General features: G+C 59.2%; 18 protein-coding genes. 6 read left to right on the forward strand and 12 right to left on the reverse strand.

Features of this window, described 5'->3' with window-relative positions; genetic code table 11:
* The first annotated feature begins 34 nt into the window (after window positions 1-34).
* Entirely contained in the window at window positions 35-340 is a 306-nt protein-coding gene (locus HY795_08035) for a Dabb family protein (protein ID MBI4805170.1), read from the forward strand.
* On the opposite strand, the gene HY795_08040 is transcribed toward HY795_08035, so the two are convergent.
* Window positions 328-1,431 (reverse strand): cobalt-precorrin-5B (C(1))-methyltransferase, encoded by a 1,104-nt coding sequence (locus tag HY795_08040; GenBank protein ID MBI4805171.1) that lies wholly within the window; start codon window positions 1,429-1,431, stop codon window positions 328-330. The two genes, HY795_08035 and HY795_08040, sit on opposite strands and share 13 nt — an antisense overlap.
* Window positions 1,428-2,795 carry a cobyrinate a,c-diamide synthase gene (locus HY795_08045; GenBank protein ID MBI4805172.1) on the reverse strand — a complete coding sequence of 456 codons (1,368 nt, stop codon included), beginning with the start codon at window positions 2,793-2,795 and terminating at the stop codon, window positions 1,428-1,430. Before HY795_08045 ends, HY795_08040 begins: the two co-directional genes overlap by 4 nt.
* 30 nt (window positions 2,796-2,825) lie before the next feature.
* Here HY795_08045 and HY795_08050 point away from each other — a divergent pair, with 30 nt between their 5' ends.
* Window positions 2,826-3,095 (forward strand): helix-hairpin-helix domain-containing protein, encoded by a 270-nt coding sequence (locus HY795_08050; protein ID MBI4805173.1) that lies wholly within the window; start codon window positions 2,826-2,828, stop codon window positions 3,093-3,095.
* A gap of 87 nt (window positions 3,096-3,182) precedes the next feature.
* Here HY795_08050 and wrbA read toward each other — a convergent pair whose 3' ends face one another.
* A complete protein-coding gene (wrbA, locus tag HY795_08055; GenBank protein ID MBI4805174.1) occupies window positions 3,183-3,794 on the reverse strand; it encodes an NAD(P)H:quinone oxidoreductase in 612 nt (203 codons plus the stop codon).
* 284 nt (window positions 3,795-4,078) lie between these two features.
* Between wrbA and HY795_08060 the strand changes: the two genes are divergently transcribed.
* Entirely contained in the window at window positions 4,079-5,995 is a 1,917-nt protein-coding gene (locus HY795_08060; protein ID MBI4805175.1) for a potassium transporter Kup, read from the forward strand.
* Window positions 5,996-6,728: 733 nt separating this feature from the next.
* Here HY795_08060 and HY795_08065 read toward each other — a convergent pair.
* From HY795_08065 to HY795_08090, 6 genes are all read right to left on the reverse strand, one after another.
* Window positions 6,729-7,190 (reverse strand): Hsp20/alpha crystallin family protein, encoded by a 462-nt coding sequence (locus HY795_08065; GenBank protein MBI4805176.1) that lies wholly within the window; start codon window positions 7,188-7,190, stop codon window positions 6,729-6,731.
* Window positions 7,191-7,698: 508 nt separating this feature from the next.
* On the reverse strand, window positions 7,699-8,883 hold the full coding sequence (locus HY795_08070) for a glycosyltransferase (GenBank protein ID MBI4805177.1): 1,185 nt from the start codon (window positions 8,881-8,883) through the stop codon (window positions 7,699-7,701).
* A gap of 100 nt (window positions 8,884-8,983) precedes the next feature.
* Entirely contained in the window at window positions 8,984-9,856 is an 873-nt protein-coding gene (locus tag HY795_08075) for an EamA family transporter (GenBank protein MBI4805178.1), read from the reverse strand.
* Window positions 9,857-10,176: 320 nt separating this feature from the next.
* Window positions 10,177-11,346 (reverse strand): glycosyltransferase family 4 protein, encoded by a 1,170-nt coding sequence (locus HY795_08080; protein MBI4805179.1) that lies wholly within the window; start codon window positions 11,344-11,346, stop codon window positions 10,177-10,179.
* Window positions 11,347-13,530 (reverse strand): SDR family oxidoreductase, encoded by a 2,184-nt coding sequence (locus HY795_08085; protein ID MBI4805180.1) that lies wholly within the window; start codon window positions 13,528-13,530, stop codon window positions 11,347-11,349.
* An 81-nt stretch (window positions 13,531-13,611) separates the two neighbouring features.
* Complete coding sequence (locus HY795_08090; GenBank protein MBI4805181.1) at window positions 13,612-14,499, reverse strand: decaprenyl-phosphate phosphoribosyltransferase; 888 nt, start codon at window positions 14,497-14,499, stop codon at window positions 13,612-13,614.
* A gap of 156 nt (window positions 14,500-14,655) precedes the next feature.
* Here HY795_08090 and HY795_08095 point away from each other — a divergent pair, with 156 nt between their 5' ends.
* Entirely contained in the window at window positions 14,656-15,198 is a 543-nt protein-coding gene (locus tag HY795_08095; GenBank protein MBI4805182.1) for a DUF3828 domain-containing protein, read from the forward strand.
* A 99-nt stretch (window positions 15,199-15,297) separates the two neighbouring features.
* Here HY795_08095 and HY795_08100 read toward each other — a convergent pair whose 3' ends face one another.
* The 3 genes from HY795_08100 to hcp all read right to left on the reverse strand — a co-directional run bounded on the left by HY795_08100 (window position 15,298) and on the right by hcp (window position 18,799).
* Complete coding sequence (locus HY795_08100) at window positions 15,298-16,104, reverse strand: ferredoxin (protein ID MBI4805183.1); 807 nt, start codon at window positions 16,102-16,104, stop codon at window positions 15,298-15,300.
* A gap of 91 nt (window positions 16,105-16,195) precedes the next feature.
* On the reverse strand, window positions 16,196-17,032 hold the full coding sequence (locus tag HY795_08105; protein ID MBI4805184.1) for a sulfite exporter TauE/SafE family protein: 837 nt from the start codon (window positions 17,030-17,032) through the stop codon (window positions 16,196-16,198).
* 132 nt (window positions 17,033-17,164) lie between these two features.
* On the reverse strand, window positions 17,165-18,799 hold the full coding sequence (gene hcp / locus HY795_08110; GenBank protein ID MBI4805185.1) for a hydroxylamine reductase: 1,635 nt from the start codon (window positions 18,797-18,799) through the stop codon (window positions 17,165-17,167).
* A gap of 209 nt (window positions 18,800-19,008) precedes the next feature.
* On the opposite strand from hcp, the gene HY795_08115 reads away from it, so the two are divergent.
* A complete protein-coding gene (locus tag HY795_08115) occupies window positions 19,009-20,304 on the forward strand; it encodes a diguanylate cyclase (GenBank protein ID MBI4805186.1) in 1,296 nt (431 codons plus the stop codon).
* 85 nt (window positions 20,305-20,389) lie between these two features.
* Entirely contained in the window at window positions 20,390-21,619 is a 1,230-nt protein-coding gene (locus HY795_08120) for a hypothetical protein (protein ID MBI4805187.1), read from the forward strand.
* Window positions 21,620-21,696 lie beyond the last annotated feature (77 nt).

A 21,696-nucleotide genomic window follows, 5' to 3' on the forward strand; every position in this document is an offset into this window, starting at 1 on the left:
TGCGGGCCGCCCAAATCAATCAAAAGGACACGACATGATCAAGCACATCGTCATGTGGACATTAAAAGACGAGGCAGGCGGCAAGCCCAAAGCCGAAAACCTTGCTAAAATGAAGGCCCTGCTTGAGGAACTCCCCGCCAAGGTGCCCGGCGTGATGGAACTGGAAGTGGCCGTTTCAGGCCTTTTCGAGTCCGTCCCACCCACCGACATCGTCCTCTACACCGTTTTCAAAACCAAAGAGGACCTCAAGGCCTACGCCGTACACCCCGAACACCTGAAGGTCGTGGAGTTCGTAAAAAGCGTTGTCGCCGAGCGCAGGGTCATCGATTACGAGGTGTAGGCCTCGGCCAGAACCGTTTCGTCGAAACCGAAACAGCAGATTCCCATGCGCGGCCCCGGCCCAACATGGTCCCGGGCCGCGCTCAATGCTTTCCTGACCACCCTTTCCACGAACCTTTCCCTCACCTCGCTTTCGGGAATAAGCTCCAAGGCGTGCCGGGCCGTGTTTGCCGTGAAAATCTCGCTACGGACCCGTTCGTCCGCACCAGCCTGCCCGGCCAGTTCCGCCAAGAGCCCGAAATCCGTAGGCGCTTCGTGAGCATGGGTGTAGGCCAATCCCTGGGCCATCTTGACCAGCTTTCCCAAAAAACATCCCCAGACGATTTCAGAAAAACCGAGCTCGGATGCCTGCTGAAGCGAATAGGCGAAGAAGTCCGCGGCCTGGACGAACGCCAGACCGGACAGCTCCGGGTGCCTGGCCATGAGCAGGCGCTCGCTGCGCCTGCCCGTGGAAAACGCGGCTACCGTAATATCTGCGGCCCGGGCCACTTCCAGCCCTGAATCAATCGTTGCCTTCCAGGCGTCCAGACTGAAAGGTTTCACAATCCCCTGGGTACCTAGAATCGATATGCCGCCTACAATGCCCAAGCGCGGATTCAAGGTTTTTGACGCCATGGCCTCCCCGCCCTCAACCTCCACAAGCAGACTGACCGACCCTGCATAACCCGCCAGGGCCAAGACTTCACGAACGGCCTGCCCGATCTGCTCCCGAGGTACCGGATTGATGGCGGCTTGGCCCACGGGTACGGGCAGCCCGGGAAGTGTTACCCGGCCGACGCCGGTCCCCCCTTCTATGTGCAGTCCACCCAGTGTGGAGGGGGCGAGCGTGACCAGGCAGGAAATGCGCGCCCGGTTGGTGGCGTCCGGATCGTCTCCAGCGTCCTTGACCACCAAGGCGCGGGCTCCGCCATCCTCCAACTTCACGGACTCCACCGGGACCTGCAACCGTCCTCCGGTTGGGAGCGGGATATCCACGGACGACCCGGAACGGCATGTGAGAAGAAACTCCAGGGCCGCCTTAGCGGCCGCTGCAGCAGCAGAACCGGTGGTGAAGCCCTGCCTGAGTGACGCGGAGCTGGACTTCGGAGTCATGATTTTGGCCGTGCCTCTCTGGCCATCGCCGCCACAAAGTGCGCGGCCACTGCCGGGTTAGAGGCGAAGTGCAGATGCACATAGCTGCCCAGAGTGTTGCAGCGAAGAAATCCTTCGGGCGAATCGAGCTTTCCGGTCCGGCCTTCCAGCGCATAAACAGCTGGCACATCCGGAACCGCAACCAGATGCGAATAATGGAACTCATGCCCTCGCACAGCGGTTGCGGCCGGACCAAGGGGCGTGGAGGCCATGAAACGGACCTCCCGATAGCCCAGGGCGGCAAACCGCTCACCCATTCTGGCCCTGCAGGGGAACACTCCGACCATGGGCCATACCCGCCCCCCGATGTCCTCAATGGACTCCATCAGGGCCATGAAGCCGCCACATTCACCGTACACGGGCAGGCCTGAAAGGGAAAATTCTCGAATGTCCGCCAACATGGCGGCGTTCTCCGACAAGGCACTGGCGTGGAGTTCCGGGTAGCCGCCAGGCAGATACAGGCCATCGATCCTCCCGGGCAGGCGCGCATCGGTCAGCGGCGAAAAAAAGACAAGTTCCGCGCCAGCAGATTCCAAAAGGCGCAGGTTCTCTTCGTACGCGAAACAGAAGGCCCGGTCTCTGGCCACCCCCAAGCGCACTCTCGGTGCGGTCGAAGCCTCTTCCACCGAGGCGCCCACGGCTGTTTCAGGCAAGGCTTTGAGAAGGCTGTCCAGATCCACGGCTGTCTCAACCCAATCGGCCAGACGTTCCATCCATTGAGGCCGCTCGCCCAGATCCTGGGCGGTTACAAGCCCGAGATGACGCGAAGGTACGGCAAGCTCCAGGTCCTTGGGCAGAAAGCCCAAGACAGGAATTTTTGCCAACTCCATGGCTTCGCTCAAGATGGACCGGTGCCCGGGCCCTCCGACGCGATTGAACACGACTCCGGCCAGATTCAGATCAGGATCGAACCCCGCGAAGCCCTGGGCCACGGCGGCGGCGCTGCGAGCCATGCCTGATGCGTCAATAACGAGAACCACAGAGATCCCTAAAAGTTTGGCCATGTGCGCTGCGCTGCCCTGCTCGCCCACACCGGAGGCGCCGTCGAAGAGGCCCATTACCCCTTCCAGCACGGCCACGTCCGACTGGGCTGCGTAACGGGCAAAAAGCGCCTGGTTCGCGTCTTCCGATAGCATCCAGGAATCCAGGTTGTGGCTCTTGCGCCCGCAGGCCAGGGCATGGAGCCCCGGATCGATAAAGTCCGGTCCGGTCTTGAAAGGAGCCACACGCAGGCCCCGTCGCGAAAACGCGGCTAATAGCCCCAGGGTCAGCGAGGTCTTGCCGCACCCGGAGTGCGTGCCGGAAACAAGTAGGCTTTTGGTCATGGCCTGGAGATGATAGGGGAACACTCACCTATGGACAAGCAGACCGAGAAGCTCTTCAGAACCATCCCGGGAGTCGGGCCGCGCATGGCCAAGGACTTGTGGATTCTAAACATCCGAAGCCTTGAGGAACTGGCCGGGCGTGACCCTCAAGAGATGTACGACGCTCTCTGCGCACTCACGAATTCGAAGCAGGACCGATGCGTGCTCTACGTTTTCCGCTCGGCGGTGTACTTCGCCAAGACCCCGCCTCACCTGCGCGACCCGCAGAAACTGCTCTGGTGGAACTGGAAGGACGCCTAGGCCGCGAAGCGGATCAAAGTTTTTTGGAAGGGGTTGGGGGAAACCTTTTGTTCACAAAAGGTTTCCCCCTTATTCTTACTTTTCTTCTTACCTCGTCAGTTTCGAAGCAATCTCCGCCACATGCCTGCCCTGCCAGCGAGCCCCGTCCAGCTCGATGGCCGAGGGCATACGCGAACCGTCGGCACCCGCTATGGTGGTGGCGCCGTAAGGCGAACAGCCCTTCACTTCCTCCACCCCGGTCTGCTGTTGGAAGGCGTAGGGCAGCCCCACGACGATCATTCCCTGGTGCAGCAGGGTCACATGGAAGGTGAGTATGGTGGACTCCTGTCCGCCGTGCTGGGTGGCGGAGCTTGCGAACACCGAGCCCACTTTGCCCACCAGGGCTCCCTTGACCCACAATTGGCCGGTCGAGTCCAAGAATTGGCGCATCTGCCCACACATGTTGCCGAAACGCGTAGGGGTGCCGAAGATGACCGCATCGGCCTGCCCCAGCTCGTCCAGAGTGCACACAGGTATGTCGGCCTGGGCTTTCTGGGCGTCGAGTGCGCCCATTTTGGTCAGCACGTCCACAGGCAAGGTTTCGGGGACACGGCGCAGAAGCGGTTTCGCTCCTTCCACCTGCGTTACGCCCTCGGCTACGGCCTGGGCCATGGTGTGGATATGTCCGTACATGGAATAATAGACGATGAGAACGTTCATGCCTTCCTCCGTTTACGTGAATCGATGCTCATGCATAGACCATCCTCGGAAAAAAGAAAGCGTGGGTTGTTGTTGACGAGACAATAGGAGGGGCATAGTCATGCGTCGTAGCACATTGCCGAACCTCGCCAAACGCGAGGACGGGGGACCCACTTCAACGGGGCGAATCGCACATATTGCGTAGGGCACCTTTCGGCCCGAGCCCGTCAGCTAACCTCGTAGGCTTCGAAGGGAGCACTCCGGCCAGATCCGGGGCCTTCCCCATTGATCTTCCGGAGGTATTCATGCGCTCTTGTTCTTTAGACGGCGGCCCTACGCCCGGGCAGCCGGCATGCTCGCCCGTTCAAACCGCTTCGTTGTCCCTGGCCGCGCTTGGTGTTGTCTATGGAGACATAGGCACCAGCCCCCTCTACACCATCAAGGAATGTTTTTCCGGCTTGCACGCCGTGGCGCCCACCCCGGGCAATGTGCTGGGGATACTGTCCATGGTGTTCTGGTCGCTCATGATCGTGGTCGGCCTGAAGTACGTGATCTTTATCATGCGGGCCGACAACAAAGGCGAGGGGGGCATCTACGCTCTTCTGGCCATGCTCAAGGGCGGACCAGCCAACCAGGGAAAATGGTGGTCCTTTCTGACCGTTCTGGCCGCATTCGGCGCGGCGCTGCTCTACGGCGACGGGGTGATCACCCCGGCCATCTCGGTTCTCTCAGCCATCGAAGGCCTGAACATGGCCACTGACGCGGCAGCGCCTTACGTTGTGCCCTTGACCTGCCTTGTTCTGATAAGCCTCTTCTTCATGCAAAAGCACGGTACAGCCACAATCGGCAAGGTGTTCGGACCAGTGATGATCATTTGGTTCACGCTGATCGGCACCTTGGGGATCGTGTCCATCGTCCGCCAGCCGCTGATTCTGACCGCCTTAAACCCCATCCATGCCGTGAACTTCTTCGCCGAAAACCACTTCCACGGCATCGTGGCCCTGGCTTCGGTGGTGCTGTGCATCACCGGCGGGGAGGCGCTCTACGCCGACATGGGCCATTTCGGACGCTTCCCCATTCGCCTGACCTGGTACAGCATCGTGCTCCCGGGGCTGGTGCTCAACTATTACGGCCAGGGCGCGCTTCTTTTGGACAACCCGGACATCGTCAACGTGAACCCGTTCTACGCCCTAGTGCCCGAATCCCTTCTCTACCCCATGGTTGCCCTGTCCACATTGGCCACCATCATCGCCTCTCAGGCCATGATCTCCGGGGTGTACTCACTCACCCAGCAGGCCATCCAACTGGGCTTCACACCACGCATGCACATCATCCACACCTCAAAGGAGGCCATCGGGCAGATCTACCTGCCCACGGTCAACTGGATGCTCATGATCGCCTGCCTGTCGCTGGTGCTGCTGTTCAAGGAATCGAGCCGCCTGGCCGCGGCCTACGGAATCGCCGTCACCGCAACCATGGCCATAACATCGTTCATGTACTTCGAGGTCACCCGCATCAAATGGAACTGGCCCATGTGGAAAAGCGCCACGCTTCTGGTCATTTTCCTGGCGTTTGACTGCTCGTTCCTCGGCGCGAACCTGCTCAAGATTGTGGACGGTGGCTGGATAACCATCAGCATCGCCCTGGCTGTTCTAACGGTCATGATCACCTGGCGGGACGGCCGGGCCATTCTGGCCAGGCACTATGGCATGATGCGCATGCCCACGGACATATTCTTAAAAGACATTGCCGAATACAACCCACAGCGCACCTCTGGCACTGCCGTGTTCATGTCCATCTCCCCCGAAGGCGTGCCCCATACCTTGTTGCACCACTTCAAGCATAACGAAGCCCTGCACGAGAGGGTGATCCTGCTCTCCATCATTGCCGCGGAAACGCCCACCGTACCGGACGAAGACAGGGTAAGCATCGAGGATCTCGGCCAGGGCTTCTACAGGGTCACAGCTCGTTACGGTTTCATGGAATCCCCGCGCATGCCCGAGATACTGGACTTGGCCACCCAGAAAGGCTTGGCCATGGACATCTATTCCACCTCGTTCTTCCTGGGGCGCGAAACCATACTCACCACGGGCACGGCGCCCATGGCCCAATGGCGCAAGACACTCTTCGTCTTCATGTCCCGCAACTCCTGGAACGCGACATCATTCTTCAACCTGCCGCCCGGACGGGTGGTGGAATTGGGGAATCAAGTGGAGCTGTAGGCTGCTTCAACGCGCTCCCAAGAAAGGGACATCAAAAAATGCAGACCAAAACATCAAGCGCCGACTGGCCTTGATATTCTTCAAGGACAATCGGCGCTCTATTTTCCGGTTTATAAATCTTGCCCAACCCAGGTTTAACCCCCAATCGTCGGGTTACTCACCTGCTGGCTGCTGCGCACGCCACCTGAATCCATGGCCCAAACCGGTTATCAGGCGATGGATTCTATGCGTTGACGGTCGATCTTCGCCAAGCTGGCCGCTTAAACCGGTTTCATTTTATGCTTCGGTTTCAGGCTTCCCGCATGTGCGAAAGCTCTGGCACGGCCGCACAAGGCAGATCAGCCGGACCTTTTCGCGAAGGCTATGCATTCATGTGTTTCCTTTCTCCTATCCCGCCAAGCAGCTTCGATATGTACATGCAGTTGGCATGATGCAAGCAGCACGTCTGGTCGCAAAACCCCTGGGAGGCACGTCCGAAGCAGTCAAAGTTCCCTTCTTCCCTCTGCTTGCGCCGCACGTTCTCCACGTTCAACACAGACAGCATTACGACAGAGGAAGCGATTTCATCGGAGTTTCCCAAACCACCAAAATCTTTGTTGGACAAACTTCGGGTCATCTCTTCGCCTTCCTGTTGATTCTTTGATTACCTGGCGCGAATAAACTTAAACCCGGCTTTGCATTGCCACTTGGAGCTTCGGAGGAGAAAGCGAGCCCCCTCCATAAAACCGCATGTCTAGGATTCGATCGTGATCTTTTTGGTTTTCGATTTCTCCGCCTTCGCCATGGTGATCGTCAGGATCCCTTTGTCGAACTTGGCTTTGACCGTCTGGTCGTCAACCGATGCCGGCAACGCAATCGACCTGCGAAAACTGCCGTAACTGCGCTCTATGCGGTGATAATTGTCCTTTTTCTCTTCATCCTCGAATTTCTTTTCCCCTCGGATGGTCAGCACGTCGCTGTTGAGCATGACGTCCACATCCGCAGGCTCGAGACCCGGGAGCTCAGCCTTGGCCACAACCTCTGATTCGGTTTCACTCACATCCACAGCGGGATAGGCGGCATCTTTGAGGAAAGGAAACGCCGGGAAAGAACCGAACGGTTCTTTCCAAAAATCCTCCATAAGGTCCGAAATGCTCGTGGGCCTCCTGGTGGCAAGTGACTGCTTCCGGAGGCTAGGCAGGAATTCTTTAAACATGGCTTATCCTCCTTTAATCACTATTTATTTTTACAATCATCAATTAAATTATTACATTTTTGCAGTAAGTCAACTTAAATTTCTGAATTTCAGCACTCAATCCTGACTTTTTTCATCTTGCAACAATATAAATATTTCTAACTTCACTACACACTACATAATTTTTTAGACCTCACATTATTAGTAATAATAATTATTATCCACTCAACACGGAAAATTAATTTCCAATGTTATTAACACAGTATTAATAAATGGCTGTAATAACGGCCAATCCCAGCTGTATGCGGACGGCCGGACAAGCAAGACGCTTACCGCTATAAATATGTAATAATTTCAGATCAATATGTGGCAAGAGGAGAGAATGACCGCGGAATCATACACCAACGAAGCGAGGTGGGCTCGAACAACTCGAAAGGGAAGGCAGGGACGATTCCCTGTTTTCTATGCAGGAAAGAATTCTCCTTCAGCAACCAAGACTGACCCCGTGAAAAGATGAGCCCCTCCGGCACTACCCGCCGACCAGCTCCAGCTCGCTTCGTGCTATGGCCTCCCAGTCGAATCGGGCTGCCACGAGAGCGGCCTCGGCCACAAGCAGGGAATGCCGGGCCGGATCCTCCAGAACCTTGAGTACCTCGGCCGCAAAGCCTTCCACATCGCCTTGGGGGAGGCGAATCATGCCGCCAGGAAAGATCTCGTCGTAGATGAGCAGATTGTAGGCCACCACGGGCAAACCGCAGGCCATTGCCTCCACAGCCACCTGCCCGAAGCTTTCATAATGGCTGGGCATGCAGAAACAGCCAGCGTTCTTTAATAGGCGTATCTTTTCCGCGCCCTGCTTGAAGCCAAGGAGGTCCACATTCGGTTCAAGATCAAACTTGCCAATCTCGCTTGTAAGGCGCTCGAACCAGGCGTCGCTTCCGCCGCCGATGATACCCAACTTGGCGTCTGGCCTGGATTCGCACACCCTGCGCCAGATTTTCACCAGGTCCAGAAGCCCTTTCTGCGGGTGCAGCCGGCCCAAGAATATTCCGTCGTAGCGAGGAGTTTCCGGCTCGACCGACACGGACTCGAATTCGCCAACGTCCACACCCATGGTGACCACAGTCACGGCGTCGGAATCCACCCCGCGCCCCAAGAGGGTGTCGCGGTCCAGAGAATTGAGCACCAGCATTCGCCCGCCGAACAGCCGTACCAGGCCGATGGCCAGCATCTGGGTGGACCAGTACAGCAGCCCTCGGATGGTGGGCACACGCCAGCGTGGCCGGAACACGTTCTCGTAGCCCCTGAAGGGATTGGGCGCGATCAAGAATACGCACACCGTGAGTTTGGCCTTGGGATTCTTGAGCTTGGCCAGAAGCGCCGGGATAAGGTCCACCAAGAAATCGGACGGGGCATAGATGGCGTCGAGCCTGTCCGGGTAGGCCACAAACAGGCAGCGGAAAAGACGCCAAAGGTAGGTTTTGAGCACGTTGCCCAGGCTGTCGGCTTCACTCTCGAAAGGCTCGGGGAATACCCGGTAGTCCATACCGTAAACGCCCTGAGACTCGAACACGCCGATCTGGCGTTTGGGGAGCATGACCACGAGTTCCTGGCCCCAGGCCAGCCAACGCTTGGCGATCTCCGAAAAGCGGACCTCGCTGCCATCGCGGTTTTTTGTGTTCACGCGGCCCATGGCCGGTATGAAGATTCGCATAAGAGTAAGATGCCTCCGGCGGCCAGAGAGAATACTACTTAAAAATGGATTTCTCTCCGGGCTCTCTTTCAAAAACTTTAAGCTGGCTGCGCTGGGGTCATCACCCTGCTTTCGCGAAGCCAAACCTCGGTATGGCCACCACGGCCAGTCCCACCAGGATGAGCGCCATTCCGACCAAACGCTGAGGGCCAAAGGTCTCGCCCATAACCAAGTACGCGCAGATGGTCCCGAATACCGGTATCAAAAGCGAGAACGGCGCCACCGCGCTCGCGGGATACGTTTTGAGAAGCTTCCCCCACCCGCCGTAACCCATGATGGTGGCGCAGACGGTCAGGTAGAGCACCGAACCCACCCCGGCCATGTTCATGTGCGTCAGGGCATACGCGATGCGCTCCTGCCCCTCGAACACCCAGGACATGGCAAAGAGCGGCAGGGGCGGGATGATGCTCAACCAAACGATCAGCGGCAGCATGTCCGCCTTGCCCGCGCCGCGCATGAGAATGTTGCCCACGGCCCAGAAGAACGACGCTCCCAGTACCAGCGAGAATCCCGCCACGGACACGCCGTCGGTCCCGGCGGTGAGCGAGATGAATGTCAGTCCGGCCAGGGCCACACAGGTTCCCGTCATCTGGCGTGAGCTCGGGGTCTCGCCCAGCAAGGCGGCCGCAAGCACGATGGTGGAGAACGCCTGGGTCTGCAGCACCACCGACGCCAGTCCGGGGGGCATGCCCACAGCCATGCCCAGAAAGAGCAGGCTGAACTGGGCCACGAACCAGGCCACCCCCAACGCGATCATTCGCCGCCAGGAAATGTCCGGCCGCGGCAGGAAGAACACCGGCACAGCCGCCAGCACGAACCGTAACGCGGCCAAGAGAATCGGCGGGAAAGACTGAAGCCCGATGGTAATAACCACGAAGTTGCCACCCCAGAGGGCGGTCACCACGAGGGCCAGAAGAACATGTTTCGGCTTCATCTCAGGGGGATGCCTCCGGCGGCCAGAGAGGGTGCCGCCCTCTCTGAACTCTCCCGCCAAAGGAACGAAGTTCCTTTGGAATCCTGTATTGCTCCGCGTCTGTCGATGCGAAGCTTTCTTAGGCATGGAGCGCGCAAAGCCGCGCTCAATGCCCGAATATTCTTAAAATCGCCGCCATGGGCGCGGCATCGGCGGCGCTCCCGCGTTCAGCCCATGTCCGCTCGCGAATCCCGCGAAGCTATTGCCGGGTCCAGGGGGGCATCCCCCCTGGCGGGTGCAGGGCGGAGCCCGCCGGGGTCTGGGGCAGAGCCCCAGCACTCTCACCTTCTCGCCAGTTCGTAAATTCCCTCCAGCTTGGCGGCCACAGCGTCCCAATTGAGCTCAGTCTCGATAAGCCGCCGGGCGTTCTCATGGATCACCCCACGCCGGGTCTCGTCGGTGAGCGCCAGTGCGATCTGGTCACCGAAGGCGGCCGAATCGGACACCGGAGCCACATAGCCGCAGTCGTGCTCTGTGAGGAACCGCTCGATCTCCCCTACGGCGTTGGAAACAATGGGCACGCCGGAGGCCAGGTAGTCCCCGAAGCGGATCGGGAACCTCGCCTTCTCGATGGGGTCGTCGTCCATGGGCAGAAGAAGGGCGTCCGCAGCGGCCAAATACGTGGGCACGTCCGATGGCGGCCTTTCTCCCAGGCGGATGATGTCCCCGCTCGCCCGCTCCAGATACGGCTTAAGCCGTTCTTCGAATGAATCCGGAATGTGCATCTTGCCCAAAAAGGCCAGCTTGAGGCCAAGCACGATGGTGCGGGCGCGCTCATAGGCGTCGAGCATGATGAAAAGCGACTCCGTGTAGGTGTGCCCCATGGAGAGCGCCAGGGGGGCGTCTCCCGGCAGCCCGGTGGCCGCGCGCGCCTCGGCCTTGGTCAGCGTGGAGCGTACCATGGTCGGACAATTTGGAATGTAGTGGATTTTCTCCTCAGCCACTCCGGCCGCACGGAAGGAGTCCATGAGCATGGCGCTGGCTGCGGTGCACTGCTTGGCCATATTGGGGAGGTTGTCGTTGAACCAGCCAACCACACGCTGATAGGGGCCGGGATGCTGGTTGGCGAAGCCGCCCTTCCAGAGGTCGTCATGGTCCAGCACCAGCTTGAGCCCAGGGCGCAGATAATGTGCGGCCAGGGTGGGCACGGCCATGGGGTGCAGGGGAAAAGCGAAGGTGTGCAGCACGTCGTATCGCGAAAACAGGGCATACGCCGTGTTGTAGAACATGCGCAGGGTGTGCAGGGTGTGAAAACCGCGCAGCTTGTACTTGGGCAAGAGCACCGTGGTCAGGCCGCCATCAACTCGTTTGGTGACAGACAGGGTGTCCTCACGGTTGGCGCACAAAAGCGTCACCTTGTGGCCGCGCCGGGTCAGGCCCTTGGCCAAATGGAAGCAGCGGAAGTAGGTGCCGTAGTTTTCGACGTTGTGGTTGAGAAACAGAATGTCCATCTAGAGATTCGTCCGTTTGAAGAGAAATTCAGGAAGGTTGCGGATGATCCACATTATGGGGCGCCACATGGCAGACGTGTACACGACGTCGCGCCCTTCGCGCCAAGCCTTGTGGACATCCTGCGCCACACGCTGCGGCGTGCTTGTGACAAATGCCGGCAGCCGCATGTGCGCGGTCATCTTGGAGCGCACCATGCCAGGCAGCACCGTAAGCACCGGGACACCCGACGAAAACAACCGGTGGCGCAGCCCGGAGAGATAGGCTGTCAGTCCGGCCTTGGCCGCACCATAGGCGTAGTTGGACTTGCGCCCGCGCTCACCGGCCACCGAGGATATACCCACAATGAAGCCCTCCCGGCGCTCCTCCATGTCCTTGGCCACTGTTTCCAGGATGCTGGCCGCCCCCATGAGGTTCACATCGATGACCCGCAGGGGATCGGAGTCGTCCAGGAGCCCAAACGCCAAAACCACGCCGTCCGGCCGGTGCGCCAAAGAGCGGTAGAAATTCGTGTGGGAGGACGTGTCCGTGGCGTCGAAGGCGACGACATCCACCTCAACGCCATGCTGACGCCTGATCTCGTCAGCCTTGGCCGAAAGCGTTGCCGTGTCCCTGGAGGCCAGAATAAGATTTGAACCCTCCCGGGCAGCGAACTCGTTGGCAATGGCCAGGCCGATGTCAGAGTTCGCGCCAAGCACCAGCACCCGCTCGGCCATACGGGCCTTCTTGGGCGCGCCGCCCAGCGTGTTTTTCAGCAGGCGCATGCCGAAACGGAAATAGTTGGAGAGGATGCGCCGGTCAGACCCGGCATGGCGCAACTTGCGCCAGATGTATGAAGGGCGCAGGTGGAACTTGAGCAGGGTGTCGCGCCGGAACTTCTCGATCTCGGGCATGGACAGGGCCACAGTGCCCACGGTGGGGGCGTTGAAGTAGTCCTTGCCGAGCACGGACTCCTGGATGAGCCCGCAGGCCACGGCTTCGGCGTGCAGCTCGGTACCCGGGTAGGGCACGGCGATGTGCAGTTCCAAGAAATCCGGGTCCAGCTCGAAGATGTGGCGCCGGGTTGCTTCCAGGTGTTCCCGGGTCTCCCAGGGCATGCCGATCAGGAAGAAGCCGAAGGTGAGCAGCCCGGCCTCTTTGGCCCATTTGGCTGCCTGGACGTTCTCCTCCAGGGTGGTGCCCTTCTTGGTGCGGGCCAAGGTCTCGGCATGGCCGGACTCGTAGCCGAAGGCCACCAGCCAGCATCCCGCCCGCTTCATGGCCTGAAGCGTCTCCAGGGACAGGGGCTTCACCTTGGAGTTGGCCACCCAGTGCACTTTGCCCGCCAAGTCCGACTCCAGAATGGCCTGGCACACTTTCTGGGTCCACTTCTGGTCGATGGTGAAGGTGTCTGACTTGAAGAAAAAGTCGCGGATGCCGTGCTGATGGTAGCATTCGCGCATTTCCGCCAGGATATTCTCGGGCGAGCGCAGGCGAAGTTTCGTTCCCGAGATGGTGGGCGTCACGCAGAAGATGCAGCGCGACGGGCAGCCCCGCGAGGTGGCGATGGTGGCCTGGGGCTCGCCAGTGTCCGGGCGCACGTAGAGGGCATTCTCCATGAGCGAGCGGTCCGGGAAGGGGAGCGAATCCAGGTCTGTTTCCCAGGAGTCGAAGAAGGTGCGGCACCAGGCGCCGTCTTTCTTGTAGAGAATCCCCCGAATTGCCGGGACTGCTCCCGGTTCCTCGAAATGGGCCCGGGCAAGTTCGCCCACGATGAAATCGCTTTCCAACCCGATCAGATAGTCCGCGTTGGAGAGGTCAAGCTGGTCGAGCAGGGCCTGTTCCGGATTAAAAAAGATGGCTCCCTTGAGCATCACCATAAGCCCGGGCCTGCGCTCCTTGAGGGCTGCGACAAGCTCCAGGTCGCGGAAGATGGTCGCGTTGGTGATGGAAACGAAGACCGCGTCCGGAGCGAAGCGGTCGAAGTCGGCCAGGAGCTCCTCCAGGGTGCGCAGACTGGTCTGGTAGTCGCGCAGAAAAACCTCAAAGCCCTTGGCCTTGAGGGTTGCGGCAGCGTAGCCCAGGTCGTTGGGGGCGCGCATGGTGGTGGCCGTGGAGTTCTCCACGTTGCCCTGGGAGCGGTCCTCGCCGCGCTGGTAGAATCTGCCGGGCGGGTAGAAGAGCATCACCCGCCGGGAGTGTATCATGGTGTGCATGCGCGGGCGAAGTTGGCCGGATTGAGCCGCTTCGTCAAGGGGTTCGTGCACAAGATCGGCCGCAGCCGGCACTTACTTGAAGACGTAGAGAATCAGATAGCAGGAGACCACCCAAAACCCGATGCACACCTGGATGAACGGGTCGCGCAGGAGCACCTGGGTGGGCGAGCCCGAACGCTGCTCCACGTAGGTTATCTGCATGTAGCGCAGGATGCCTGCCACCACCCACAAAGAGGTGAGGTACAGCTGGTCCGTCCCATGCTTGGCCATGACGTCGGGCGAGAGAGTGTAGAGGATGTAACTGACGATGACCACCCCGGCCATCACGGCCATGCACAGACTGACGAACTCCAGGGAATAGCCGTCCAGGCATTTGCGGGTCTTGGGGCCGCAAGCCGCCAGCAACAGGTCGTCGCGGCGCTTGGCCAGGCCGAGAAAGAGCGCCAGCAGGAAGGTCATGATCACGATCCAGTGGCTGGGCGTGATCCCGGAGGCCGATCCCCCTCCGAAAACACGCAGCACGAACCCCACGGCGATGCTTATGAGGTCCACTATGGCCATGTGCTTCATTCCCATGGAATAGGCCACGTTGATGACCAGATACGCCCCCAGGATGCCCGCGAAAGCCTTGCCCGGAACCAGCGGAGTAAGCGCAAGCGCCACACCGGCCAAGAAGGCCAGATACACCCAAGCCACCCTGGTGCTGACAAGACCCGAAGCGATGGGCCGGTTTTTCTTGATGGGGTGCTCGCGATCCTGGGGAGCGTCCCGCAGGTCGTTGAACACATAGACCGCGCTGGCGGCCAGGCAGAACACCGCAAAGGCCAGAAGCGTACCGGATATGGCCGCCTGATCCGAGAGCTTCCATCCAAAAAACAGAGGCAGCAGCACGAAGAGGTTCTTCAGGTACTGGTGCGGGCGGGCCAGGCGAACGAGGCCTTTGAGGAGTTCGACGTTCATGGCGTAGCGCGCCTTCTACCCTGTTTGCCAGGCGATGAAAACCCGTCACGGCCTGAAAGCCTCCGGTGCCCCTCCCCGCTTGCTCAGGTCCGTACTCTTTTGTAATTTCAAGCAATCGTATGTGACTGAATAATTCTCCCCGTGAGGCACCATCGTATGCGAATGATACCCAGGCTTCTTGCCCTCGTCGCCTTCGCTGCCGCAACCCTTCTTGGCAGCACCGCCTTCACACAGTCTGGTAAACCCGCCGCCTTTGCCCCAAAAGGATACCACACCGCCTCGAGCGAGGCGGAAACAGCCCTCGACGCGATACTTCGCCTCTCGGACAAGGACGACAACATGCTGAACTTCGTCCTGCACACGCCCGACTACAAGCCCAAGGCGGACAAGGGCTATGCTGGTCACTTCACCCAGCGGCTTCTGCGCGACATGGCCGAGATGGAAAAGCGGGAAGTTAAAAGCAAGTGCGGGGGCAAGTACTTGAAGGGTGAGCTCTGCGGCACTGAATACAACCCCCTCACCTGCGCCCAGGATGCGAGCGACTCGGGGTATCTGTACCGAACTGACTCCTCGGGAGATTCGAAGGCCACCATCTCCTATGCCTGGCCTGGGGAAAAGAAGAGGCTCGCCGTGTTCCAGATGGTTCTTGAAAACGGCCGTTGGAAGATCGATTCGGTCAAGTGCAACCCAGACGAGTGACCATCGAGGCGGATTAAGCGTCAGGCTTTGCGTCCCGAACAAAACAGGACCGCCGGACAAATGCCCGGCGGCCCTGTTTTTTCGCACCTTACTTGAAATCTAAAGCATCCTGCCCATGGGCTCCAGATCCTTGGCCGGGACGAGCTCGCCCATGCGGGTGACCACCAGGTCCTCCACAGGCACTTCTGTTCCGGCCATCTGGGCGGCCTGCTTCACCAGCGTGGCCAGCCCAGTGCAACAGGGAACCTCCATGCGAAGCACCTGGACCTTCTTTATCCCCGAGGACCTAAACATCTGCACCAGCTTACTCAGATACGGCTGTGGATCGTCGAATTTGGGACAAGCGATCATGACCACCTTGCCTGCCAGGCGCTGGTTGAATCCGGGCAACGCCACCGGGGCGCAGTCCGCCGCGATGATCACCTCGGCGCCGCGCAGGAAGGGGGCCTCGGGCGGAACCAGGCGCAGCTTCACGGGCCAGTGTCCAAGGTAGGATTCTTTCACGGCTGCATCCTGAGCCGGGGTTCTATGTCCGCCAGCTGGACGGTCCAGATTGGCCGCTCGGGACCCAGGGCAACCCCCACCGGCCGGGCGGTTCATGGTCATCATGCTGGAACCGGGGCAGCCGCAGCCCAGGCTAGGCGCAGCCTCGGCCTTCTTCATGGCCTCGAGCTCGTGATGCACCGCTTCCTCATCGAATTCGTCGGCCTCTCGCTCGATGATCTTCAGGGCGCCCATGGGACAATGGCCCAGGCAGGCTCCGAGGCCGTCGCACAGTTTGTCAGCCTTGATCTTGGCCTTGCCGTTCTCGATGTACATTGCCCCTTCGGCGCAGTTGGGGATGCATTCGCCGCATCCGTTGCACAGTTCCTCGTCTATTTCCACGATCTTACGTATCGTTTTCATTTTGTTTCCTCCGTCGCGTGTTGGCCAAACAATAAGGCCCGCTTGAACACGGGCCTGTGATTCACGTCACACTGGCGAAACTTTTTCCAATTTATTTCCACCACCCCAAAGCCAGAAGCAGAATGCGGATTCCCAGGACAGCCAGACCCCCTGCCAGCAGGCGTACGATGGCCGTGCCGCCTATGCGGTCCGATAGCTTGGCTCCTACTTGGGCCCCCACCACCATGCCGATGGCCAGGGCCGCCGTCCGATGCGCCCCGTGGGAGAAGGCGCCAGTCATTACGTGGGTCAGTGTGCCGGACAAGGACATCACGGCCAGGATGAACTGCGCTGTGGCGGTGGCGACATGCACCGGAAAATTGAGCAGATACACCATGAGCGGCACGTGCATGATCCCTCCGCCGATGCCGAGGAAACTGGAGAGATATCCCACCAACAAGGAGAGCCCCGTACCGAGGACGGGGTTGAAACTGTAGGTCCAGCTGGTCCCGTGGGCATCGGTGATGGACCGCGAGGTTTGGTGGCTGGAGCAGGATTTCCCATCGCAGGCCCGCCCGGGTTTTTTGAACGACAAAAACGCCGCGGCGGCCAGGACCGCTAGGCCGAACACTATATCGAACGTCCGCCTGGGAATGGACGATGTGTTGAGCGCCCCGAGAATCGCTCCGGGCAAGGTGGCGCAGGAGAAAAGCAGGGCCGAGCGGTAGTCGATCCGCCTTGCCATGGCGTATGCCTCTGTCCCGGACAGTGCGTTAAAAAACACCGCAGCCAGGGAAATACTTGTCAGAAGTGCGGGAGGGTCATCCGGGTAGAGCACGAGCAGGAGCGGCATGAGCACGAAGCCCCCGCCCGCGCCGATAAGGGTACCGAAAGCTCCCGCTCCGAAACCGAGCGCAATGAGCCCTATGTATCCCGATGGTTCTAGCATGTTTACGGATAACCCTTTTGCCGCTTTCGCCGCAAGGGCCTGCGCCGAACCCTCTGGCAACGCAGACGGCCGCCGCTTTCGCGACGGCCGCCCGTGTGGTGAGGTTGGATGGAAACAGTCTTGTCGGCTTAATTAGCCAAGGATTGCCTTGATATCCTGGTCCGGGGTGGTGATGGGCATGATATTGAGCTTGTCCACCAGAACCTTCAGCACGTTGGGGGTGACGAAGGCGGGCAGGGAGGGTCCAAGGCGGATGTCCTTGATACCCAATGCCACCAGGGTGAGCAGGATGGCCACGGCCTTCTGCTCGTACCAGGAGAGGATCATGGACAGGGGCAGGTCGTTGACGCCGCAGTTGAAGGCACCAGCCAGGGCAATGGCCACCTGGATTGCGGAGTAGGCGTCGTTGCACTGGCCCATGTCCAGAAGGCGCGGAATGCCGCCGATGTCGCCCAGGTCCATGTCGAAGAAGCGGAACTTGCCACAGGCCAGGGTCAGAACCACGGTGTCCTTGGGCAGCTTTTCCACGAACTCTGTGTAGTAGTTGCGGCCCGGCTTGGCGCCATCGCATCCGGCCACCAGGAAGAAGCGCTTGATGGCTCCGGCCTTCACAGCGTCGATGACCTTGTCGGCCACGCCAAGAACCGCGTTGCGGGCGAATCCGGTGAGAACCTGCTTGCCAGGGGCGTCATCAGTGAATCCGGGCAGCTTCTGGGCGTGCTCGATCACCTTGGAGAAGTCGTAGCTCTCCACGTGCTTGACGTCCGGGAAGCCGACCAGGCCATGGGTGAACACGTTGTCCTTGTAGGACTGGGCGGGCTTCATCAGGCAGTTGGTGGTGAAGAGAATGGCGCCCGGGAAGGCCGCGAATTCCTTCTGCTGGTTCTGCCATGCGGTTCCGTAGTGCCCGTACAGGTGAGGGTACTTCTCCTTGAGCTTGGGATAGCCGTGGGCGGGCAGCATTTCGCCGTGGGTGTAGACATTGACGCCCTTGCCAACGGTCTGCTTGAGCAACTCTTCCAGGTCCTTCAGATCGTGGCCTGTGATCAGGATGGCCTTGCCCTTGATATGCCCCAGGGGCACTGCGGTGGGTTTGGGATGGCCGTAGGTTTCGGTGTTGCCCTTGTCGAGCGCTTCCATGGCCAGAAGGTTCACCTGACCGGCTTTGACGCAGGTGTTGAACCAGTAATCCATGCCAAGGCCGGGCTTGGTGGCTGCGGCCATGGCTTCATGGATGAAGTCGTAGATTTCCTTGTTCTCAACGCCCAGGATGCGTGCATGGTCGGCATAGGCGGCCAGGCCCTTCAGGCCGAAGAGGACCATGTGCTGCAAGGACACGATGTCGGGGTCGGTATCAGGATTGTCCTTCATGCCGCCTTTGCCTTCAGAGGCCTGGGCGGTCAAACCGGCAAGGTCGGCGGCCGGAGTAAAGGTAACGGAAGCATGGCCCGGAATTGCGCCACCCGCGGACTTTACTTTGGACTTGAGTGATTCGCGCAGTTCAACGGTCTTCTTTATCCAGGCCTGGAAGCGCTCGGGATCGAAGTTCACGTTGGTCAAGGTAGAAAAAAGCATGGCGGGCACGTGACGGTCAGCCTCGATATCCACCACACCCAGCTTGCGACCTTCCTCGGCCACCAGGCTTAATCCCCGAAGGGCGTAGACAAGCAAGTCCTGCAGGTTGGAAGTAGTCTCGTCCTTGCTGCACACTCCGATCTTATCGCAGCCCTTGCCGTGGCTGGTCTGCTCGCACTGGTAACAGAACATATTCATCAGACATTCTCCCTTGAGGTTGGTTGGCGTTCTTGCCTCTGTGGCAAAACATCTAAGCCTGCCTGAAATTTCTGGATGTGACTTGCGTCACACCTGAGAGAAAAAAGATTATTTTCCTCCCAGTTCCTTGTGGACGAGCCTTTCCCAAGCCTTGACCTCCCCCCTGTGGCAAGGCATGAGCTGTAACTTGAGGAACCGATTCCATGCGCCTGTACCATACAATTCTCTTTTTGTCCGCCCTCATCATTTCCATCAACGCAGCTTTTCAAGCCGCGTGGCTTTTTCAGTTTTCCCAAGTTCGCGATTCCGTCATCGAGTTCGGCGGCAACTGGCTTCCCACCATCCGAACATGCGGAGAACTCACTCGAATGGTCGGGGAGTTCAGGCGGTTGGAGCTTCTTTATGTTCTGGCCCAATCTGAGCAGGAGATGGCTCATGTGGCCCGGCGCATGGGCAGGCAGGAGACGAGGATCAGACAGGTTGATGAAAGGCTTGCAACGCTTGTGAGGTCAGATGGTGAGCGCCAGGCGTTTTCAAGCTATCTCGCAACCAAAGATGCTTATTTTTCCGCTGACAAAGCCATCCTGAAAGCCGCTTCCGAAGGCCGCCTGGCCGAAGCCATGAACTATGCGCGCAATTCCGCGCAAGCGTATTCGGCCATGGTCAACGACATCCAGGCCATCGAACATATTAACAACGAGGCGGGTCAAGTTGCCGCGTTAGAAGCCAGCCAACGCTATGACCGTGTCATCCGGACCATGATCGCAGCCGGAGCCGCCAGCATCTTTATCGCTTTTGCCGCCGCCTTTTTTGCCGCCAAACGCATCAGCCGCCCAATCGCAAACCTGGCGGATTGTATGGATGGCCAGGACGCCACCAGTCCTTCATGCAAACTCCTTCCACCTCGTGGCGGAATCCGCGAGGTGAGTCAGCTCTATGGGGCTTTTCGGGTAATGACCGAAAAGCTGTCCGATTCATTCAAGAAACTTGAGGACTTGGCGGTAACAGACCAACTAACGGGTGTGTACAATCGGCGTAGGCTATTTGAAGAAGGGAACAGGGTTCTTGATGTCTGCCGTAGAGGTGGCCATCCCTGTTCCGTGCTGATGCTCGACCTGGACCATTTCAAGGCCATCAACGACGTTCATGGGCATGCAGTTGGAGACGAAGTGCTCAGGCATGTGGCATCCACTCTTGGCTCACATATAAGGACATCCGACGTGCTGGCTCGCTATGGCGGCGAAGAGTTCGCACTTATTGCACCGAACTCAGGGCTCCATGAGACCCAACAGCTTGCCGAACGGTTGCGCCACGAGGTCGAGCACCATGCCGTATCATCGGGTGGCAAACAGATACCCGTGACAGTTAGCATCGGTGTGGCTGTCAACGGGCACACTGATTCGGATCTGCGTGGACTTCTCGATCAGGCCGACAAAGCCCTCTATCTGGCCAAGAAAAACGGCCGCAACCGCGTGGAGACACTTGGTGCCCCGAACTGAAGCGGGAACCTTCTCCCTATTCCTTGTTCTTCTGCTTCTTTGTCTTCTCTTCTTCCTTCGTCCCGCGCTGGCTTCGCAGGTTGCCATGACTGGCGAACACTACGTGTACGCATCCTCTTTCGCGAACAGGAACTTCACGGGCTGGAGCCTGGATGGAACCCAGACAGAGGACCCATTCACCATCTGGCAACGCCTCAGGCTGCGCACAGACTACACGCAGGGTGACAACCTCGCTTTCAGCCTCTGGCTGCAGGTAAACAACACGCCCTGGGGCAACGGGACCTTGACCGTGGACAACCCGGCCGTGGCTGTTCAAATCTTCAAAGCCTATCTCCAGTTCAAGTGGCCCGGCTCTGACGTGGAAATCACAGCCGGAAAGCAGACTGTCACCCTGCCCCAGTCCGAGGGTTTCTGGGGAAGCATCGTCCTGGACAGCGAATTTGGAGCCCTGGCAGCCAATATTCCGCTCAACGAGAATGCACATCTGGTTGTGGGCTATGGACGGCTGCTCAGCTATGTAAACGCTTTGGAAGACCTTTCGCTTTCCCCGCGAGACATCTTTGACCTCGCCTTTGCCACCCTTCCCCTGACATCGAATTCCTTCTCGTTTACCCCGTGGGCAGCGCTTGGTCTGTTCATGAACGATGGAGTGTTCCGGCCTTATACTGGAGTCGGAGGCCCTCCGGATTTGGGTTATATTCGCCAGGAAATGCTCTCTCTCGGGTATTTTGCAAGCAACCCGGGCTTCAGGCAGGCCTCGGTTCCGTACATGTGGGCCGGAACAGCAGCGAAGTTCACGGCTGGCGATTTCACTTTCTTTTCCGACATCGTAGCCGGAGCTGGAGGTCTGGGGGACGCATCCAAAAACCTGCGTCACGGCGTGTTTCTGGACGCCGCTCTTCAATATGGTGGGCTTTCCCGGGCAACGCCCCGCATCTTCGGGTGGTGGTCCAGTGGCGAGGATGCAGACACCCGAAACGGCACGGAGAGACTCCCAGCCATTGTACGCACCTGGAACTCTGGCGCATCATACCTTTTTTCCACTGGCCAGACATTCGACAACACCACAAGCATAAACGCCAGCCCTATCGGCGCCTGGGGCTTCGGAGCAAGCCTGGACAATATTGAATTCATTCACGACCTGTCCTCGAGGATGACTGCCCTCTACATGCGCGGCACCAATGACCCGGCCCCACTGCGCCGGTCCGTCTTGTCAAACGGCCCTGGCTACATGGTGGCAATGGGCAAAAACTTACGTGGCTATTGCCTTCGCTCCGCAATTTCCATACTTTATAGAAAGAATCTAGACTGTTGAGGAGGCTCGCCATGGCCAAACCTTACCACGATATGGACCTGATTACATTCCAGCGCCGGTTCGGAACCGAAAAGGCC

Source organism: Desulfovibrio sp., from assembly GCA_016208105.1.
Classification (GTDB): Bacteria; Desulfobacterota; Desulfovibrionia; order Desulfovibrionales; family Desulfovibrionaceae; genus Fundidesulfovibrio.

Coding starts and splice junctions, on each gene's coding strand:
- HY795_08040 (MBI4805171.1), bottom strand. CDS start 1,431: ATGACTCCGAAGTCCAGCTCCGCGTCACTCAGGCAGGGCTTCACCACC.
- HY795_08080 (MBI4805179.1), bottom strand. CDS start 11,346: ATGGACATTCTGTTTCTCAACCACAACGTCGAAAACTACGGCACCTAC.
- hcp (MBI4805185.1), bottom strand. CDS start 18,799: ATGTTCTGTTACCAGTGCGAGCAGACCAGCCACGGCAAGGGCTGCGAT.
- wrbA (MBI4805174.1), bottom strand. CDS start 3,794: ATGAACGTTCTCATCGTCTATTATTCCATGTACGGACATATCCACACC.
- HY795_08060 (MBI4805175.1), top strand. CDS start 4,079: ATGCGCTCTTGTTCTTTAGACGGCGGCCCTACGCCCGGGCAGCCGGCA.
- HY795_08070 (MBI4805177.1), bottom strand. CDS start 8,883: ATGCGAATCTTCATACCGGCCATGGGCCGCGTGAACACAAAAAACCGC.
- HY795_08115 (MBI4805186.1), top strand. CDS start 19,009: ATGCGCCTGTACCATACAATTCTCTTTTTGTCCGCCCTCATCATTTCC.
- HY795_08075 (MBI4805178.1), bottom strand. CDS start 9,856: ATGAAGCCGAAACATGTTCTTCTGGCCCTCGTGGTGACCGCCCTCTGG.
- HY795_08100 (MBI4805183.1), bottom strand. CDS start 16,104: ATGAAAACGATACGTAAGATCGTGGAAATAGACGAGGAACTGTGCAAC.
- HY795_08105 (MBI4805184.1), bottom strand. CDS start 17,032: ATGCTAGAACCATCGGGATACATAGGGCTCATTGCGCTCGGTTTCGGA.
- HY795_08120 (MBI4805187.1), top strand. CDS start 20,390: ATGACTGGCGAACACTACGTGTACGCATCCTCTTTCGCGAACAGGAAC.
- HY795_08035 (MBI4805170.1), top strand. CDS start 35: ATGATCAAGCACATCGTCATGTGGACATTAAAAGACGAGGCAGGCGGC.
- HY795_08065 (MBI4805176.1), bottom strand. CDS start 7,190: ATGTTTAAAGAATTCCTGCCTAGCCTCCGGAAGCAGTCACTTGCCACC.
- HY795_08050 (MBI4805173.1), top strand. CDS start 2,826: ATGGACAAGCAGACCGAGAAGCTCTTCAGAACCATCCCGGGAGTCGGG.
- HY795_08045 (MBI4805172.1), bottom strand. CDS start 2,795: ATGACCAAAAGCCTACTTGTTTCCGGCACGCACTCCGGGTGCGGCAAG.
- HY795_08090 (MBI4805181.1), bottom strand. CDS start 14,499: ATGAACGTCGAACTCCTCAAAGGCCTCGTTCGCCTGGCCCGCCCGCAC.
- HY795_08095 (MBI4805182.1), top strand. CDS start 14,656: ATGCGAATGATACCCAGGCTTCTTGCCCTCGTCGCCTTCGCTGCCGCA.
- HY795_08085 (MBI4805180.1), bottom strand. CDS start 13,530: ATGATACACTCCCGGCGGGTGATGCTCTTCTACCCGCCCGGCAGATTC.